This window comes from Roseibium marinum (assembly GCF_002906165.1).
In the GTDB taxonomy this organism is placed as follows: domain Bacteria; phylum Pseudomonadota; class Alphaproteobacteria; order Rhizobiales; family Stappiaceae; genus Roseibium; species Roseibium marinum.
In genome coordinates this window covers 43,082-60,986 of the sequence record NZ_PPCN01000022.1, presented here as the reverse complement: position 1 = coordinate 60,986, position 17,905 = coordinate 43,082, and the positions used below count along the sequence as shown (strand labels likewise).

At 52.2% G+C, this 17,905-nt stretch carries 13 protein-coding genes and 1 pseudogene; 5 read left to right on the top strand and 9 right to left on the bottom strand.

The window, feature by feature from the left end:
- Positions 1–135: 135 nt before the first annotated feature.
- Together tnpC and CLV41_RS27220 are read left to right on the top strand one after the other, a co-directional pair.
- Positions 136–1,254: an IS66 family transposase gene (gene tnpC / locus CLV41_RS27225; protein WP_235867279.1), complete on the top strand. Its 1,119-nt coding sequence runs from the start codon at positions 136–138 to the stop codon at positions 1,252–1,254.
- A gap of 17 nt (positions 1,255–1,271) precedes the next feature.
- Positions 1,272–1,604: a hypothetical protein gene (locus CLV41_RS27220; RefSeq protein WP_103225640.1), complete on the top strand. Its 333-nt coding sequence runs from the start codon at positions 1,272–1,274 to the stop codon at positions 1,602–1,604.
- Positions 1,605–1,737: 133 nt separating this feature from the next.
- On the opposite strand, the gene CLV41_RS27215 is transcribed toward CLV41_RS27220, so the two are convergent.
- From CLV41_RS27215 to CLV41_RS27205, 4 genes are all read right to left on the bottom strand, one after another.
- Positions 1,738–2,577 carry a hypothetical protein gene (locus CLV41_RS27215; RefSeq protein ID WP_146048660.1) on the bottom strand — a complete coding sequence of 280 codons (840 nt, stop codon included), beginning with the start codon at positions 2,575–2,577 and terminating at the stop codon, positions 1,738–1,740.
- Positions 2,578–2,613: 36 nt separating this feature from the next.
- Positions 2,614–2,895 (bottom strand): hypothetical protein, encoded by a 282-nt coding sequence (locus tag CLV41_RS27690; RefSeq protein ID WP_146048659.1) that lies wholly within the window; start codon positions 2,893–2,895, stop codon positions 2,614–2,616.
- 123 nt (positions 2,896–3,018) lie between these two features.
- Positions 3,019–5,784, bottom strand: coding sequence for a caspase family protein (locus tag CLV41_RS27685; protein WP_146048658.1), 2,766 nt, complete (start codon positions 5,782–5,784; stop codon positions 3,019–3,021).
- 321 nt (positions 5,785–6,105) lie between these two features.
- On the bottom strand, positions 6,106–6,504 hold the full coding sequence (locus tag CLV41_RS27205) for a hypothetical protein (RefSeq protein WP_103225637.1): 399 nt from the start codon (positions 6,502–6,504) through the stop codon (positions 6,106–6,108).
- 156 nt (positions 6,505–6,660) lie between these two features.
- Here CLV41_RS27205 and CLV41_RS27680 point away from each other — a divergent pair, with 156 nt between their 5' ends.
- Positions 6,661–6,963, top strand: a complete 303-nt coding sequence (locus CLV41_RS27680; RefSeq protein ID WP_146048657.1) for a transposase — start codon at positions 6,661–6,663, stop codon at positions 6,961–6,963.
- Positions 6,908–7,995 (top strand): IS3 family transposase gene (locus CLV41_RS27195; RefSeq protein WP_408014300.1). Its coding sequence is split into 2 segments (ribosomal slippage): positions 6,908–7,169 and positions 7,169–7,995, totalling 1,089 coding nucleotides; the frame shifts between segments, so codons are not numbered across the junction. Before CLV41_RS27680 ends, CLV41_RS27195 begins: the two co-directional genes overlap by 56 nt.
- 525 nt (positions 7,996–8,520) lie before the next feature.
- Here CLV41_RS27195 and CLV41_RS27185 read toward each other — a convergent pair.
- The 5 genes from CLV41_RS27185 to CLV41_RS27165 all read right to left on the bottom strand — a co-directional run bounded on the left by CLV41_RS27185 (position 8,521) and on the right by CLV41_RS27165 (position 16,196).
- A complete protein-coding gene (locus CLV41_RS27185) occupies positions 8,521–8,700 on the bottom strand; it encodes a hypothetical protein (RefSeq protein WP_103225634.1) in 180 nt (59 codons plus the stop codon).
- Positions 8,693–8,935, bottom strand: a complete 243-nt coding sequence (locus CLV41_RS27180; RefSeq protein ID WP_103225633.1) for a type II toxin-antitoxin system Phd/YefM family antitoxin — start codon at positions 8,933–8,935, stop codon at positions 8,693–8,695. The genes CLV41_RS27185 and CLV41_RS27180 overlap by 8 nt, the downstream gene beginning before the upstream one ends.
- 387 nt (positions 8,936–9,322) lie before the next feature.
- Positions 9,323–11,074 carry an ATP-binding protein gene (locus tag CLV41_RS27175; RefSeq protein WP_103225632.1) on the bottom strand — a complete coding sequence of 584 codons (1,752 nt, stop codon included), beginning with the start codon at positions 11,072–11,074 and terminating at the stop codon, positions 9,323–9,325.
- A gap of 8 nt (positions 11,075–11,082) precedes the next feature.
- The gene (locus CLV41_RS27170) at positions 11,083–12,120 is read right to left on the bottom strand and encodes an SIR2 family protein (protein ID WP_103225631.1); all 1,038 of its coding nucleotides are present in this window, start codon (positions 12,118–12,120) and stop codon (positions 11,083–11,085) included.
- The gene (locus CLV41_RS27165; RefSeq protein ID WP_103225630.1) at positions 12,117–16,196 is read right to left on the bottom strand and encodes an Eco57I restriction-modification methylase domain-containing protein; all 4,080 of its coding nucleotides are present in this window, start codon (positions 16,194–16,196) and stop codon (positions 12,117–12,119) included. The genes CLV41_RS27170 and CLV41_RS27165 overlap by 4 nt, the downstream gene beginning before the upstream one ends.
- A 225-nt stretch (positions 16,197–16,421) precedes the next feature.
- On the opposite strand from CLV41_RS27165, the pseudogene CLV41_RS27160 reads away from it, so the two are divergent.
- Positions 16,422–17,807 (top strand): annotated as a pseudogene (locus CLV41_RS27160) (transposase).
- Positions 17,808–17,905 lie beyond the last annotated feature (98 nt).

Genomic DNA, 17,905 nt, shown 5'->3' with positions numbered 1-17,905 from the left:
CGGATCAGGCTTACTTCAACGCTCTGACGCCGATGATGGTGGCGGCTTAATCGAGGCGAAAATCCACTTAGCGAAACGCCCGAAACTGTTCAGACAAACCGAGCCAGCTCTGACATCACCGAAGAGCTGGAATATGTGCCCGGCCGGTTTGTCGTGAACCGTATTGTCAGGCCACGCCTGTCGTGTTCTTGCTGCGAGAAGATTGTTCAGGCGTCCTTGCCATCGCGTCCGATCGAGCGTGGACGGCCGGGAGCGGGACTTTTGGCGCATGTTTTGGTTTCCAAATATGCGGACCATCTGCCGCTCTACCGCCAGTCTCAGATCTTTGGCCGGGAAGGCATTGATCTGGACCGCTCCACCCTGGCCGATTGGGTGGGACGTTCCACTGCCTTGCTAGAACCCATAGCGAATGCCATCGGTCGGCTGGTCCGGCAAGGTGAAGCGCTGTTTGCCGACGATACTCCGGTCAAGCTTCAGACGCCGGGAACGAAGAAAACCAAAACAGCCCGAATCTGGGCGTATGCGAGGGATGAACGCCCTTGGGCCGGCTCTTCTCCGCCGCTCGCCTGGTACCAGTTCACGGTTGACCGCAAGGGCGAACATCCTGAGGGGCACCTGTCCGGTTACAGGGGCTGGGTTCACGCTGATGGCTATGCTGGGTTCAACGGCCTGTTCGGGGAAAACAAAGCCCGGGAGATGGCCTGTATGGCCCATATCCGGCGCAAGTTCGTCGATGTTCATGCCTCTCAAGGCTCAGCAATCGCTGCTGAGGCCATCCAGCGGATCGCAAAGCTCTATGAAATCGAAAAGAGGGCCCGCGGAAAACCGCCGCCTGAACGCGCCAACCTCCGGCAAACGTACGCCAAACCGGTCTTCGACGATCTGGAAACCTGGCTCGGCGCTCAATTGACGCGGATCTCCGGCAAGTCGCCGCTTGCCGCTGCAATCCGATATGCGCTCAGCCGCCTGCCGAAAGCCAGGCCGTACCTCGACAACGGGCATCTGGAACTGGACAACAACTCCGCAGAGCGGGCGATGAAGCCGATTGCCCTTGGACGAAAAAACTACCTCTTCATGGGGTCACAAAGTGGCGGCAAATCTGCGGCCATTGCCTATACACTGATCGAAACCGCCAAACTCAATGGCATCGACCCGCAAGCCTGGATGACCTGGGTCCTGGCACAAATCGCCGACCACAAGATCAATCGCATCAACGAACTCATGCCTTGGTGTTACGCTGCAAAGGCAGCGTAACAGAGCGCGTAGCCCCCATGAAGACCGCCTTCACCGGACGGACACTCTGGATCATCAACGACAATCTGAAAAATGCCGAGCGACGAGATGCCATGTTCAAATTTTATCTGGAAACCAAAAAGTTTGCTGATAAACCCGAAGAGGAGGGAGGTTTATCAGAAGCAGAAGCCAACATGCTGGAAAGTCTCGTCCAGCAGATTGGTGACTTTCAAGGCAAGATGCTGCAGGACACTATGATTTCTTTCGTCGCCAAATCCGCTGCAGCACTCTATTTCTCATCCTTGGCTTTGTTCGCCGTTGGCGTAGTTTGGTGCATTCTTGCGGTTTTTGACGTCACCAAGTTCAACTAAAACACAATAGTTTTGCGTCCTGAGATGGACTCACTTTTTGATTTAGAAAAGATTTGATAGAAAAAGTGCTCGAAATAGCGCCTGCTGGGGGCGTGGTTTCCAATTTTTTCTAAGATATACTTTAACGTATTCTCTAAATACGCGCAAACGCGAGGCTTGAACGTATTCTTTGCATTTCTGACAAAGTTTTATCCTCACTTTCATCAAACCAAGTCATTATGATTTCGAGAAGACGTTCGGTGTCCAGATAGATATGTGTCACTTCCGTAGGGCGTGATCGACCTTCGCGATCCTTGACATTCAAACTGAAGCGGTAGGCATCGCGTCCACCAACAAAGTCTCGATCTAACACTAGATTATCGTCGAGTTGGCGCCAAGTTTTAGCGACCTCAGCGGTGTATGCTTCTGGTTTGCCGGCCCAGCCGGCCGGAATTAGCGAAATATGAAAATGAACGCCGACGTCTTTGTTGCTCGATTGGCGTACATAGATATCAGCTGCGTTTACACCAATTGCTCCTGAGTCAAGTTCCCATCCCGCTCTAGGGTAGCAAAAGCCGAAACGCAACTTTGAAATCCGATGCTCCTGTTGTCCTGGCGGACACGAAAACGCTAGTTCGTCATCGCATGTTTCGGATGGAAATAGATTTGAAGTCAGAATTAGCATGATCACGAGAACAGCGATGCCGCCGGATGCACTCACTATCATGGGTGTGTTCTTCAATCCTGGTAGTGGCAAATGTCCCTTTGCCGCAGCATTCCCACCAATAAAGGCTACAGACATTGCTGCGCCAAAACTCAGAACAATGTTCACGAGATTTGTGCTTCTACAGGGCACTTCGTGTCCTGCAATACTCAGTAAAACTAGGCCCATTAGGAACAGAAGTGTAAAGCCGCCTAGCACAGCTCCAACCACAGCGACCCAAGTTTTTGACAATTGTGAAGCTGTTTTCGGATTTGTAATTTGGTTGGTCATAATTTACTTCGAGTTCTGTTGCTCTATTCTTAATAGTTAATTTCGGCCTGCTCCTGGCTGTTCAACCGACTTTCCTTTGTCTTTGTGCAAGACAATTGTCTGTTTGTCATCTCGAACAACAATATCTATTGTTTGCGCTTCGTAACCATTTTTTCGAAGTAACGCTTCGATTTCATTCACAATATTGTTTGCGTCGGCAGTGTTCATAATCGCTACACAAGAGCAATCGCAGCACCCGTAACCACAACAAGCATTTGCAGTTCCGAAAGAAGAAAACATCGCTGCTGAAACAACCAAGCTACCAATGAGTACCTTCATGCGAACTATCCTCCGTTGGGTATTTTCCAAGTTTAGCGAAAGCGTCGCGTTGATGCAATCTAACCGTGTGAAATGGAATTTTTTGCCAATTACGGGTAGCTGGAGTCTTCGCAGTCTTGTTGGTTAGTTGCAAAATTGGTCCAATTCGAACCGATACTCAGCAAGCTGTTTTCGCACAGCAAGCACAGCATCAAGACGCCAAAAACTAGGGCCATCTTTTATAAGTGAATCTTGTAGCAAATCTCTCTGGCGATCTAACAACAACGCACGTAGTAAGGCAGCCCTAGCTTGTGCATCGGATTCGAAACTTCTCAAAGACCGTCCCAGATCCCATTCAAGTGAGCCTTCGGGATCGTACATTTTTTGAGCAAGAGCCCGAAAAATAATACCGAGACCGTCGTATGACCAATGGTTGGATGCGTACCGCACAAGTAGATTTCTTGTCCGAGGCGAACTGCCGTGATCTGCTTTAAACGAAGCGGCAAGAGCTTGAGCAGCAGACACATCGTTCACTTCAATAACTTGGACGCCGGTCAATGGATCTGCTGTACGCGGAGGAGCAATCTTAACGTCGTAATCAACTCCTCGTTCAAGGCCGGATATCCAGCGAGGCGGAATTGGAACCCAACACGCTAGGTCTTTAATATCGGAGCCAAAGAGCGAAACCTCACGGTCATTTTTCATTCTGCTGTCCAGGCTCTCCACAAGCAGCGCCAGCTGTTTGTCATCAAGGTATTGGCCCTGTGTGGACAACACCTGTGCAGCAAGTCCGGAGTCAAATGGAGAGCAGGGAAAATCAATATCCGGTTTTCTAAGGGCGCAGCTCCATAATTGGGTCTCCCATTCATCACTTAGGGGAATTGCCCGCGCAAATCGCGGCAGCCAAATTGAGTCGATGAAAAACATGTCATTGTTAATGCTGACTAAATTAAAACGTCGGATGATTAAACTAAAGTCTTTGGCACTCAGCTCGCCGCGTCGCGCAAGCAGTAGTAATGGCGGCAGAGACCAGCTTCGCGTGGCTGAACCTTCCGCAGATTGGCGCTCCGAATCCTTCGCCATCAGCCACATCATCAATCCGACGGCGTTGCCCATGCCAGCAGCTTCAGGTCCAGCTGCAAAATACTCGACAAGCTTGACGGACAACTCGCACCAGCTTTGCGAACATTTCGCCAATCGCGGAAACACCACACCATCAGGCTTGACGCTTAGTTTTCGACTTTGTGCCACATCCTCCAGAAATTGAATGAAAGCTAACCAGTCTTGCGAATTGACGACGCCTGTATTGGAACGGGCTGAGATAAGTAGTGTAGCTACTTCTAGGGCACGACGACGCTGGTCGTCATCTTCTAACTCCTTAAATGATAGTGCAAGTCCGGCTAGATATGTCTTGATTGCTTGATTAGATAGTTCAGTAAGGCCAAAGTTGATCAAAGTTTGCAGATCTTCAACGTCGTAAAGATGCGCAACATCAGGACCATGTTGTAGAAAGTATAAAGCAGGACATGACCGAGTACGATCCAAATATGATGCTTCCAATGCGAACTGATAGTCACGCACTTGATCGCGTCTAACGTCTTCGACGTCGCAGATGGTTGCCATGTCCAGCTTGGAGTTTACGAAATCTATTCGACGTTTGGCTTCGTCCGACAATTCAGTGGCAAGGCGAAACTCCCAGTTTTCTTGATTTCCAACTTTATGATTTACCAATCCGCCAATCTCGCCCCGCAATAGAGAAATGCGACGCCCGATTCGATCTTCTTCCCAAATTGGCGAGGGAGAGGACAAGTCATCGACAGCAATAGAAAGTTGAGTCTCTGAACTTAGTAAGCGGGGAAGCAGTGAAGACATCCACGCAGGTCCAGGGCGTAATTCAATCCAGCCGTTAGGCTGGACAGCGATATGATACTGAAGAAAGAAAGAAAGCAGTCCAATTGTAAAGACAATGGCTGTACACCAGCCAAACAGTCTACGAATGCGTGCAGCCAAAGCGCCACGTACTTCGGGTGCGACCGGAGGCCCTATGACCGAGTCAGACCAAGTGAGTTCCAGGCTGCCACCTCCAAGATGTTCTGGAGTCTGGTTGCGGCCGCTTGCGAACAAGTAGGCGAGTTGCTCAGTGCGTTCTCGAGCAAAGACTAAAAACCGTTTGAGATCACACGAAAGTAGTGAATGCGTTGTAGAGTTTTCTAGTCTAACGTTCGAGAAGTAGCGCTTGTCAACGAGTGCCTCATGCAGCGCTATAGTGAACAAACCTCTCCCGAGGGCAGGGTGTTCATAGGCGAGTTGCTTATACGAAGCACCTGATACCACCAGCAGGTTGTTGTTGCCGATTTGCTTAGACAACGATTTGTGGAAATCTTTTGCAACACCACCTGCATGACAAAAATCGAATATCGCAGTTACTTTTACAGGATGAGCAAGCAGGACCAAATCAGCTAACTCATCTCCGTCCAAATCAACGACATCTGGTTGAGCCTCGAAGCTGCAAAACCAGGTTTTAGTGCCATTTTGATCACCATGTCCCGATAAAATAAGGATGAGTTCCAGATCGTCGCCACCCTGTCGGGTATTCAAATCTTGAAACAATTCTTTCAATGTTTTACGAGTGAGTTTCTCGTCGTGAACGTGTATTGGTGGCTCGCTACACGTGAGCTGTGAAATTGTGTTCGACAAGGCTAGTGAGCCTTCTACAGAAAATTGTAAACGGGATCTCGAGCACATGTAATTCCGACTGGAAAATTGGTCGGCAGCCAAATTAATTAAGTATTTAGTGGCTGAAGCGGAGTGTATGGAGGATCGAAAGTGGCTGGCGGGATGGTGTTGACCAGTGGACTCAGTGTTACGCTGGTTGGCCTCTTTGGAGGTTTCGTTGCTGAACTCGTTCATTGGTATGGCCTCAGGACAAATCCACGGTTTCCAGAATATCTGCGAAGCGTGTTTTACTGGGTGGTAACCGTATCCATGATACTAGTTTCAGGTGTTTTTACATGGCTGAATTTTGGTAGCGAGGCACAGGCCTTGACTGCGTTTGAAATTGGGCTTCTCACGCCGCTTATATTGCAGAAAGTCATTTCTGGAGCTGCTGGAGCAGAAACAGCCCGGTCACCACGAGCCAACGTATTTGACTTTTTTCGCGGCTGAATCTCATGAAAGTCCATAGTCCAGTACCTTATGAAGCAACTAGCCTGGTGCAAATTTAGAGAACAGTCAGTCCTCCCCATTCAGCAGGGTTACTTCCACCCGGTCGATCAGCGGCGTGTCGCGGCGGTAGGGCGTCTCGCCATCATGTTCGTAAAGCGCCATCACTGTATGGCTGATGATTGCCCTCAGCACCTTGTCCAAATTCCGCCCGCGCATCGTTACCGCCTTGCCATCGGCGCTAAAGGTTAGGTACTCGTTGTCGTCCGGGCCGCCGCTAGTTCGGCGATGCCGGAAGCTGCGCAAATTGTGATAGAGAAAGCCATGCGTGTCGCCGCCGAACTGATGCAAGGTAAAGCCCATTTGCGGATGACCGCCGCTATCCATCAAACCCTGATATAGGTCGCTTTGTTCAGCATCACGCTGATAGCCGCGTTCGCTCAAAATCCCATGCACCCCTCTGCTCATTGATCCGGCCCCTCCCGTGATTGTCCCTGTGTGATGCGCCGCCAAAAGGTGCGTGCATGGTCTCGCCAGTGTAAGCGTCCGTTGAACCCGACCTAACGAGTTTCCGTTTGGTGCTTTAAGTGTCCACTTATTTAAATGGACACTTAAGGGCGCCTAATGAGTACGCGAAGAAAGCGGCGGAGCTGGTCTGATGAGGAGAATCGGGAGATCTGCGCGCAAGCGGTTCTTCCCGGTGCATCGGTTGCCCAAGTGGCGCGCCGGTATTCGGCGAATGCCAATATGATCCACAATTGGCTGAAGGATCCCCGGTTTGCGCGAATTCCAGCTGACCCGGTAATCATCCCCGAAAACCACTGGGTTGAAAATTGGACTTCTCCGGCCTTTGATGCGCTTGGAGAACGACATGAAGAAATCAAGATTTACGGAAAGCCAGATCCTGGCGATTTTGAAGCAGGGTGAGAGCGGTGTGCCGGTTGCCGATCTTTGCCGGGAACACGGGATCAGCAACGCGACGTACCACAACTGGCGATCCAAGTACGGCGGTATGGATGCGTCCTTGATGGCGGAAATGAAGGCCATGGCCGAAGAGAACCGCCGGCTGAAAAAGATGTATGCCGAAATGGCGATGCAAAATGAGTTGCTGAAGGATGCCTTGGGAAAAAAGCCTTGAGGTCGTCTCAACGTAAAGGGATGGCCACCAAAGCAGTCGGGCAGCGCGGTGTGAGCATCGCGCTTGCCTGCCGGACTTTCCAGATCAGCGAGAGCTGTTATCGCTATGAGCGCAAACTCAGTGACGAGAATGCCGAGATCGCGGACTGGCTTGTCCGGCTGACCACGACGCACCGAACCTGGGGCTTCGGCCTGTGTTTCCTTTATCTGCGCAATGTCAAAGGCTTCGCATGGAACCACAAGCGCGTCCGGCGGATTTACCGGGCGCTTGAACTGAACCTGCGCATCAAGCCGAAAAAGCGCCTGGCTCGGGAAAAGCCGGAGCCTCTGGCAGTTCCCGATGGCCCCAATATGACCTGGTCTATGGATTTCATGTCGGATCAGTTGGCCGACGGACGCAGCTTCAGGACCTTGAACGTTCTGGACGACTTCAACCGTGAGGGCCTGGGCATTGAAGTGGCTATTTCCATTCCGGCCCTTCGGGTTATCCGCACTCTGGAGCGGATCATCGAATGGCGCGGGCAGCCTTTGAACATCCGGGTGGACAATGGTCCGGAAAACGTCAGTGCCGCCCTGCAAATATGGGCTTCAAGACGTGGGATCGGCTTGGAATACATCCAGCCCGGCAAACCGCAACAGAACGCCTATGTCGAGCGCTACAACCGAACCGTCCGCCATGAATGGCTCGGACAATACATATTCGAAACGATCGAGGAGGCACAGGACCACGCCACGCGCTGGCTATGGACATACAACAACGAGCGGCCCAACATGGCCATCGGCGGCATCACACCCGCAATGAAACTGAAAACAGCGGCCTGAAGTCCAGTTTTAAAACCCGCCAAAAATGGGATGATTACCAGCTAACCTCAAACGGAGCACGCTAGCCGCCAGTCCGGTCACAGCCCATAAGAGCCGTTTCATGACAGGGCGGTGCGTAGTCAGGTGAAACTGGCGGCCACTACCTTGAACAGAAAAGCTATTCGCATGACTCAGAAAAAGAAAAACATATTTATTTTCAATATCTTATCAAAAATCTGATAATGTTTATTATGGAATTTTTTTTGACTGGTTTGTCAAAATTGTCTTTGCAATGGCAGCCTATCTTCGAAAAATGCGGACGGATTTGCGGGCCTTGATCGCCGTTGCGAGCACAGCCTGTACCTTCTTGGTAAATTTAATGCTGAATGCCCCGATCCGGTCGCCCGGCTCGAAATAATAAGAGTGCTCGGGTATGTCTGAGTTAAATTCGTCGCAGATCACCCAAAGTCGCAATTTGTCATCGAGCCCGGCTCGCTTTTTCTCGATTTGTGGCACTTCAACGAAATGGGATCCTGCAACAGGTTCCTAGGTGGTGACCGGCACCAGGATCACTTCTGTCAGGTTGTCATGCTTGCGGTTGATGAGCGCCAGAGCACAGGGCCTGGCCTTCCGGCCTTCGGTTTCGCCGTTGTCGGCTTGCCAGGCCCAAAGATAGGGATATTCCCAAATGTCGCCGACTTCCGGGCTGCCTTGCCGATCAGTCATCTTTTATGCTGTCTTCCAAAGCGGAAAGCAGATCAGCAGCATCGGTGTCGGAAAGCTCCGACACATGGACCGCCTTTCTGGTATCCCTCTTCTGCTGGAGGCGTTCAAACTCCTCAGCTGAAAGCATTACGAAGCGAGATTTTCCGTGCCGTTGAATAGCGACGGGCTCCTGCGCGGCGGCGGCAAGAACATCGCCGGTCTTGTTGGCAAGTTCGGTTGAGCTGAAGGCACGCATGGTAGACTCCCATTGAGTTTAGACAAAATCACTATATTAGCTATTTTGGATAAAATCAACATTTCCAAAGCCAAATAGGTGTCTTTCCAACGAAATCCTGCGGCTAAAGAAATGGGCCTAATGGCGCGGACAACGGGCTGGCGGGTTTCTTGCTCAGCTTGGGCTTAGCCGACATTCGCCGGCCCAGGATGCGTTGACAATTCCGGCCCATTGCTGCTGTTGGTCACCTTTTGGTGATGCTGCGCTGCGGTCCGTCGAAGCTGCCGTTCGCTGCGGGTGCCAAATCCGCGATCAGCTGAACTATCGGTCCGCCGGACTTCGCTGCCGTTCGCGGCGGACGCGCGATCTCCACTACTTCAGCGATGGCCTACAGCTGGAAGGGCGGAGCTATCTCGCGCTTTGGCGCCTCCAAGACAACACAGCCCCTGCGATATCAGACTCTGGTGTATCTCCAGCCCAACGATCCCAGAATTCGATAGTGGCGCTATTCGGTTTGTACCGGGGTTCACCGACCCGAACTCTGGTAGGCAGCAGGCTTGCATCACCGACAACCAGTGCTTCCCCAACATCAAGAACCGGCAACAGATCTCCAAAACCGCCAAGGCTATCTGGCAAAAGCCTTCGGATAACGCTCTGGTCATCACCGTTTGTTAGGCGCATGGCGACTACGTTGTTGCACTGACTCAATACAGTTCTGTTTACCTCTGATGGACGCTGACTAATAACAACAAGCCCGACACCATATTTCCGGCCCTCCTTGGCCAAGCGTTCAAAAATCCCTACGGAGATATCGTCCACTCCGTCCCGTCCTGCTCGCTCTGGAATGTAAAGGTGCGCCTCATCGCAGAACAAAGCGATCGGATGGCGCATATCCACTGGGGTCCATTGAGTGACGTTGAAGACCAGCCTGGCAAGAAGGCTCACCATCAATGGCAAAATGTCAGACGGGACCTCCGAAAAATCAATGATCTTAATGCCACCGCGTTCATCAGTCTTCGTTCCCCTGCTGGCAGTCAAAGCGTGGGCCAACCTAGGCAGCCATTCCATATCCATACATTCTACATGGGGTTGAAAAAGAAACCCAAGGCGGCGATCAAGATGCTTCGCTTCAAAGCGAGCAACCAGTCGGCTCAATTTTCCATTGAAATCACCAGCTTTCGTTGTCCCGGTCTTGGCGCCGTCAACACGTTCTGTATCGAGAAACTTTAGTCGCTCGAGAACTTCGTCGAGCGGAAATGGAATAGGGCTATCCACCGTGAAATTGGCCAACACTTCTGCGTGGTTTCCGTCAGTGAGATATTTGCGTTTTGAATCCGTAATGCTGTTAGCCATTACCATCGCTTGATTAGGTGCGTTCTGATCAGAGCGGTCAACAAATAGCGAAACCATTGCCTCATATCCGAGAAGCCAATATGGAAGGTACAAGACGCCGTCATCAAGGCCTTGCTCTTGGTCAAGGTCGCCGGGGCCAGCAACGCGCAGGTGCCGGAACTCTTCGCCGTCCAGTGTCTTATATTCACCGTGAATATCAAACAATATGGCGTTAGCCTGATCTAGAGCCGCCACCTGATCTAGCATACGGGCAGTCGTGTAGGATTTCCCTGAACCGGTGCTTCCCACAATCACCGCGTGTCTCTGGAATAGCCTATTTCCATTGAGAAACGCTGTGGCATTGTCATCGAGGGTGTATTTGCCAAGCTCTAGTTGCGGCCCGTCGCCAGTAACATTCGAAATCACCTGCATGAAGTTAGTCAGGCGTTCGCCCTCAAGTGCAAAGCAATTCGCATCTATCTCAGGAACCGTTTCGAGAGTTCGTCTGAAGACGTTTTCATCGAGCCCTAACTTGTCGATAAAAGTGCCGATGAGTGAGACTCGAACCAGGTTGTTCTCAGGTAAATCTTCTATTTTATCAGCTTCGGCTTGCTGCTCTTCAGGCGAGATATCTGGTGCTTTTCGCGTTATACGAGAGACCACGCCAACCAAGTGCTGACCCGCCTTGCTGCTTTGGAGCGCGACAAGCCGATTTACCTGTACACGCTTTAACCTTTCCAGTTCATCAACACGAACGACGACTACTGCAGTATCGACCGCAATGATCTTTCCTAGTGTTTCAGCGTCGTCATAGTCAAAAATCGGCATTCCAAACCTCACATGACCATTTTGTTGAAGCTATCGAATGACCAAAGGTCGGGCCTTTCAATGTGTACGCCTTCAGGGTGTTCCGGCAAGAATGCCCTTGTCCCGTCTCCATCTCGCTCTAAAGCCAAATAGGCTTGGCCCGCATTTTCTGCCAAGAAGTTTTTGGTTTCTGGGGTTAGCGTGCGAGCCAAGATCACAATGGGTACGTTTTGCCACCTGCACCTATCGACAATCTTTGGTTGAATGTGTCGATCTCGAAAACCGTATCCCACGCAGAGAAATGAAGCAGCATGCTCTAGAGCTCTGTCGGCACCTTGGATTGCCGATCGAAATGGCTCATCGTGAGTACGCTCGTACTTGCTAACGCCAGGCGTTACTATCAGCGGCTCGAAGCCCTCTGGAAGAACGTTGGAGATTGGCAAGGAAACAACCCGGCCTGCTGCGTCGGCAAACCAATCGAGAGACCCGTGGACCTTCCAGATCCTGACCGCTCTCGCAGCCTGACCTCCTCGGCGAACCGAAATCGCATCGGCCCCTTCGCGCGCCCGAATTATTCCAGGCACGAAGCCAGTCGCGTGGAAATATCCTGCGACATCAGAAGCATACTCTGCGATGCGATCATAATTTGGAGTTACGATATTGGTGACCATATGGGTGCTCTTGAACAAGCCGCGAAGCAAATCTGCTAGGTCGAAATGCTCTTCTCCTCGAGCGGTTCGCTCCATAACTGCTAGGTCATCTTCTGCAATCGCTTGCCAAGTCAGCGCAACAATTTTCGCGACAAGGCTCATCGGCGCGGTATTTTTTAGCAGCGCCTCCTCCAGGCCGTCGCCATCAGCCAAAGCAGTTCTGATCAACAGCCATGCATCAGTTTCTTCGCCATCTTCGAGTTGGATGTGATCGCACAGATATTGGGCCAAATCACCCATGCCTCTTAGATCGTGCACAACGGATGCCCCGCTCCCAAGGATAACGACGGGATGTTGATGGAAGCAATCTTGGGCGAGCGTCGCGATCTTCTCGACGATCTTTTCCTCTTCGCTCACAGCTTGATCTCCGCGTCCGGGTTTCCAGCGGCTAGCGCGTTCATGTAAGCGAGGCACAACTCGCAAGAGAGATATTTGCCGCCATAGGCAACCTTCTCTTCGCGCTCGATGATAGGAAAGGTCGAGTAGATGTAGCGGATGTCGTCGCGGTCGGTGATACCGTAAAGGTGGAAGAAGACGGCATCGAGCTTGGCGCGAAGAACAAGGCGGCGCTCTTTATCCCAGGCGAACGGCGGCTTCACAGTTCCTGTATCATCCACATGACCCATGTCTCGCGCGAAGGGGACCATATCATGGGCAGTGTAGGTCAGTTCTAAGACTGCTTCACGCACAACTTCAGCGGCGGATTTGGAGCCAAAGCGGCAATCTTTGAACCGCTCTGGCTGGATGACGGGAAGCTGCTCCAAGATATACTTGTTCAGGTTTCGGCTTTGGATTTTTTGCCGAGCGGCAAAGTCGCACGCGATAGAACAAAAATTCGCCATAATTAACGAAAGGTCTTCTGCATTCAAGTCGCCAACGGGTTGCAAGATCGGAAGCTTATTGCCGTACCCCGCCCTTGGCACTATAGCACTGATTAAACTACGTTGGTTGTTGGTGTTGCAAATATCATTGAAAGCAAGGCTGTAATTGCTCGAAATACCGAGCCCATCTTCCAAAACCCAATACCTCGGAACAGGCGTAAATTCTGGGTTGTTGAGCTGTTCATCTGTTGAATGAACAGGAACCCCTTGCCCACTAATGTTATTTTCATTCGCCCGAACACCAGCGTAACGATGATTATAGATCGAAATCATCTTGCCTTCATACAGAGGGTACCAATCACCTTTTGCGCTGCCAAATCTCTCGCCCCCAATTGGATAGGCTCCTTCGGACTCTTTGAGCTCATCAAGGGTGCGAAAACACTCCGAGTCATTGGTCATATGAAAAACTGTACGGTACTTGACCGGCCACGCCTTATTTTCAACGCCGCCAGAACGATCGACAAGGATAGTTCCTTGCCTATACATTTCAGTCAGCAAAGCGCCTGCCGCAGCTTCACGATAGATTGGCACTGTTCCGGTATTGGGGTTTAACCTTCGGCAATCCTCGCTCGTGAGCATCACAACGGATGAGGTTGCATCGCTTGGCAGTTGATGCAGTTTCACACCATACTTGAAAGAATCGTATCGTCGCTCTTTGCCTCCAACTACTAAAATCGTTGGCTGGTCTTCATGGTGGACATCCTTGAAAAGCCACCCGCCTTTGTTTTCGAACGCTAGAAAAACCTTAACCTGTTTGGCCTCACTTACAGTCGAGAAAAACTTAGCCGCCGTTTTGTCTGCACCGATGCCAATCGGAGTCAAAAGACCAACCATGCCACTGTCTGAAATAAGCCCAAGAGATCGCTCAACAAAAAGCGAGTAGATGTTCACATCGCCGCCCGAAAGCAGCGGGTATTCTCCACTCTTTCGCGCTCTTTCGACGGACGCTTCAGCTCGTTCCGACGCTTTTTCGTAGTCATGAATAAGTGGGTCGTCTTCAACGACCAACTCCTGGATCATCTTCTTTCTATCAGAAGCCCTCTGAGCTAACGCAATCTCGCTTCGACGAGCCGCAAACCACTCTACCTCCTGTAGCTTCATCCTATCCCATGGCGGATTTCCGATCATCGCATCAAAACCACCAGTCAGCTCGTCCTTTTCCCAATTCGACCAAATGCCAGGGAAGGCCACCTGCCAGTTGAGGAAGTTTTCCTCTGCGATCAGCATGCGGGCTTGGTCAAGAATTGCAGTAAAGCGCTGCCCTTCCTCGCGGTTGGTTTTGGGCTCTTTTTTTCCCATTGCTATATCGAGAGGGTCGCCGAACTGGCCATCGAAGAATATTTTTAGTGCGTCTTTCCCCGCCTTGCCCTTGATGTCGAGCCAGTCGATTGCATGGATCAGTTTCAAGAGCGCATCGAGAGGCGCTGTCATGTCCTCAACCTCGGCAAACACGTCTGCAGATCGGTGCGCCTCGGCAATCTCGGCGTCGGTCAACCCCTCAACGATCTGCATCTTAGAGGCAGCGCGAAGCGCTCGTTTCATAGGCTCATGCAGCAAGAGTGGCGTGCCGTAGTTCGCGGCCTTTTCGACGCCGTTCTTCACCCAAGAACCGAAGAGACTATCGCCGCAGCGCAAATGGTGATCGAGGAACGAAAGTGGTGCGCCCACCGTAAAGGTGTGAAGCCACAATGCCACCTTAGCGAGTTCCACTGCCATGGGGTTCTTGTCCACGCCATAGATGCAGCGCTTGAGCGCCATGCGGCGGATGATGTGGCGATCGTCTAGCTGCTCCTCGTCGATCGTCCAGTCACGTTCATCGGCATTGGCGAGGATCGTGTTGCGGATCGTGTCGATCCGTTCGCCAAGAGGCGAAATATAATCCCCCCATTCCTCTGGCGCGTCGAGCTCAGCCTCAGCCATTGCCGTGATCACCTGATCGGCCATGAAATCGACAAGGCTCACAAGGAAATGGCCTGAGCCCATGGCGGGATCGCAGATTTTCATGTCGAGAAGCGCGGTCGCAGGATCGAGGCGCTTTAGCTGGCCAATCTTACGATGATCCGGAAGTTCGCCCTGCGCAAGCTCAGTGATTTTGTCCCTGAAGACGCGCTTACGTTCCTCGACAAGCGGGTCGAGCGTTTCAGTAAGGATGAGCTGCACAAGGTCGTCGGGCGTATAGTAGCTGCCCGATCCCTTGCGCGCAAAGATGTTCGGCTGAACAGTGATTTCATCGCCGTCGCGCGTCACCTCGTATTCAAGAAGTCGTTCATAGATCGAGCCAAGCTGTTGCACAGAAAGGTTGCGATAGTTGATATATTTCCTCCCATCTGGCGTCGATTCAAACGATAAGGCGTCGATCACACGCGCCATGACCGCATCGGGGATCCGGATATTGGTCAGGATCACATGGCGTTCTTGGTCGAAAAGACCTCCATTGTAGGGCGGCAACCCAATAGAGGCGTCTCCCTGGTCGATCGCGATGAACAGATCAGCCATTGCGCCCCAATACCGTGCGGCTGTATCGGAAAAGACGTCGTTTTTGTCTTTGCGCTCTTTCACATCGAGGCGCACCTTATTGCGCAGCCCATAGTCGTCATAGCGCTTGTCCTTAACAGGCAAGAGATCACGATCTTCAGCATAGAGGATGAACAAGAGTCGGTAGAGAAGGATCAGTGCGGCTTCGCGTACTGCCTGTAGATCGGTAGCATCAGGTGCAGCTCTGACGATCGCACGCACCAGATCGGGAAACACCTCCCCAAAGACCTTGTTCGAGAGGTCTTCAGCAACACGTTCCTCGTAGAATTTTCCTTCCTCAAGAGCTTTCTCGTGGAAAGTGCGTGGATCAGCGCCCATTGGCACGAATGCCTCACGCCGGAAGATTAGTAAAAAGACCTTCAGCCAATGACGACGATGAGTTTCATCGAGAGCGAAAAGTCCTGCATTGTGCTCAGGCAAGTCTAGTATTGCGGCGATGTCGAGCTCGAAGAATTGCTCTGAGACGGATCGTGCGCCCGAAAAATACAGCCGCCATTTTGAGCCGTTGGTAAGAATGCCCCAACGCAGCGCGCCGTTGGTGATGTCGTCGATGCGACGCAAGTAGCGGAGCATCTGGGTTGACGGGGCGGTTTCCTCCCCGCGGCGGCCAGAGCGGCGGTCGAGGGGACGTGCCCACCTTTTGGACTCGACGACTGCGCGCCCGAACTCGTAACGCTTCCATTCTTCTGGGAAGCCGTTCGCTTTGGTCTTCGTCTCCGCGCTGTCGAAGAGCAAACCATCCGGCACATCTTCTCGACCGCGCGGCGATAGATTTTGCTGGCGAAGGGATTCCGTCCAGCCGAGTGCTTCCAAGATCGGCCAGATCAGATCATCTTCGGTCTGACTTTCATTGGGCGTCTGTGAAATTGGGAAGCGATCGAAGACCGATCGAATAGATTTGCCAAACTGGTCAAGATCGGCATCGCCAATAGTGCTCCACTCCGAAACGGCTTGAATGGTTTCGGTCAAAAAGTCGGATGTAAACAGACTGCCCTGGCTTGTGATCTCACTGCTCAAATCGAGATTTCCTGATATTTTTCGCGAAGGTAGCAGTTGCCGTAACGCCGTGCAGCAAGAATGTGGGGAGATTTAGGTTCGGAGGTCTGCTTTGGTCTTGTGTCGTGTTCATATTCGCATGACCAGCAAACGTCCGCTCCCCGCCGATACTGTTGAAAAAGTCTTTGTTGCGGAGCGGGAAGTTCCTTGATTCACTCAGGTATGAGGAAATTGGGGGATTTGGCCATGATGGGAACTCAATCGGCACCTGCTCAGCTGTTTTATGACTTCGATCTTGAGGACCACGTTCCTGCCAATCACATGCTTCGTGAGATTGACCGTTTCCTGGACATCGATGGAATGCGCGCGAAAGTGCAGCCCTTCTACAGTCACCTGGGCAGGCCCTCGATTGATCCCGAACTGATCGTGCGGATGCTAGTGATCGGGTATGTCATGGGCATCAGATCCGAACGGCGGCTGTGTGACGAAGTTCATCTGAACCTTGCCTATCGATGGTTTTGCCGCCTGGGTCTCGACGGCAAAGTCCCGAACCATTCGACCTTCTCGAAGTACCGCCATGGCAAATTCCGCGAGAGTGATCTGCTTCGTCACGTCTTCGAAGCGACAGTCGAACGGTGCCTGAAGGAAAACCTTGTTTCCGGGGAAGGCTTTGCCGTGGACGCCAGCCTGATCCCGGCGGATGCGAACAAGACACGGTCCCTGCCGGCGTCAGAGTGGAATGCCGATGTTGCCCGCAAGGTCGGATCACGCGCGGCACGCGAATATCTCGACACGCTTGACGATGCGGCCTTTGGCGCGGCGTCGCCTTCTCAACCGAAGTTCGTTGCCAGGTCGGACCCGGCGGCCCAATGGACACGGGCGGAGGAAAGCAGGCCCTACTTTGCCTACGCCACCAATTACCTGATCGACACGGAGAACTCGCTCATCATGGATGTCGAGGCCACCCGGGCCATTCGCCAAGCGGAAGTGGGCGCCTAAAAGACCATGCTGGGCCGCACGGAAAAACGCTTCGGCATCAAACCGGACTGGATCGCCGCGGATACCGCCTACGGATCAGCCGAAAACCTCGGCTGGCTGGTCAAGAAGCAAGGCATAATCCCCTTCATTCCCGTCATCGACAAGGCTGAGCGCTCAGACGGAACCTGGTCTCGGTCCGACTTCGAGTGGGACGAAGAAAAAGACCAGTACATCTGTCCTGAAGGGCATAGCCTGCGTCGTTTCCGCCGCAACTACTCCGACCCGAACCGCGTCAAGAAGATCGGGGGCACCTACAAATACCGGGCATTAAAGGCCCACTGTCAGGCCTGCCCGTCGAAACAAAGATGCTGCCCAAACATGGACGCAAGGGCGGTCACACGTGAGCCGGATGAAGATGCTCGTGATTTTGCCCGTTCAGCCCGCAAATCGCGAGCCTACAAGATCTCCCGCAACAAGCGTAAGAAGGTCGAGATGTTGTTCGCGCACCTTAAGCGTATTCTGAACCTAACACGGCTCAGGCTTCGCGGGCCAAATGGGGCCAAAGACGAGTTCCTCCTCGCCGCGATTGCCCAGAATCTCAGAAAGCTCGCAAAACGACGACCTCGAACGCCCCAAACGGAGGCCATCGCATGACATGAAACCCATCCAACACTGAATAAGAAGCATCCGGCGCATAAGTGCCGGACGGAAAGTCCTGGACTAATCAGAACCGACAGCGATCAACCGGAAAA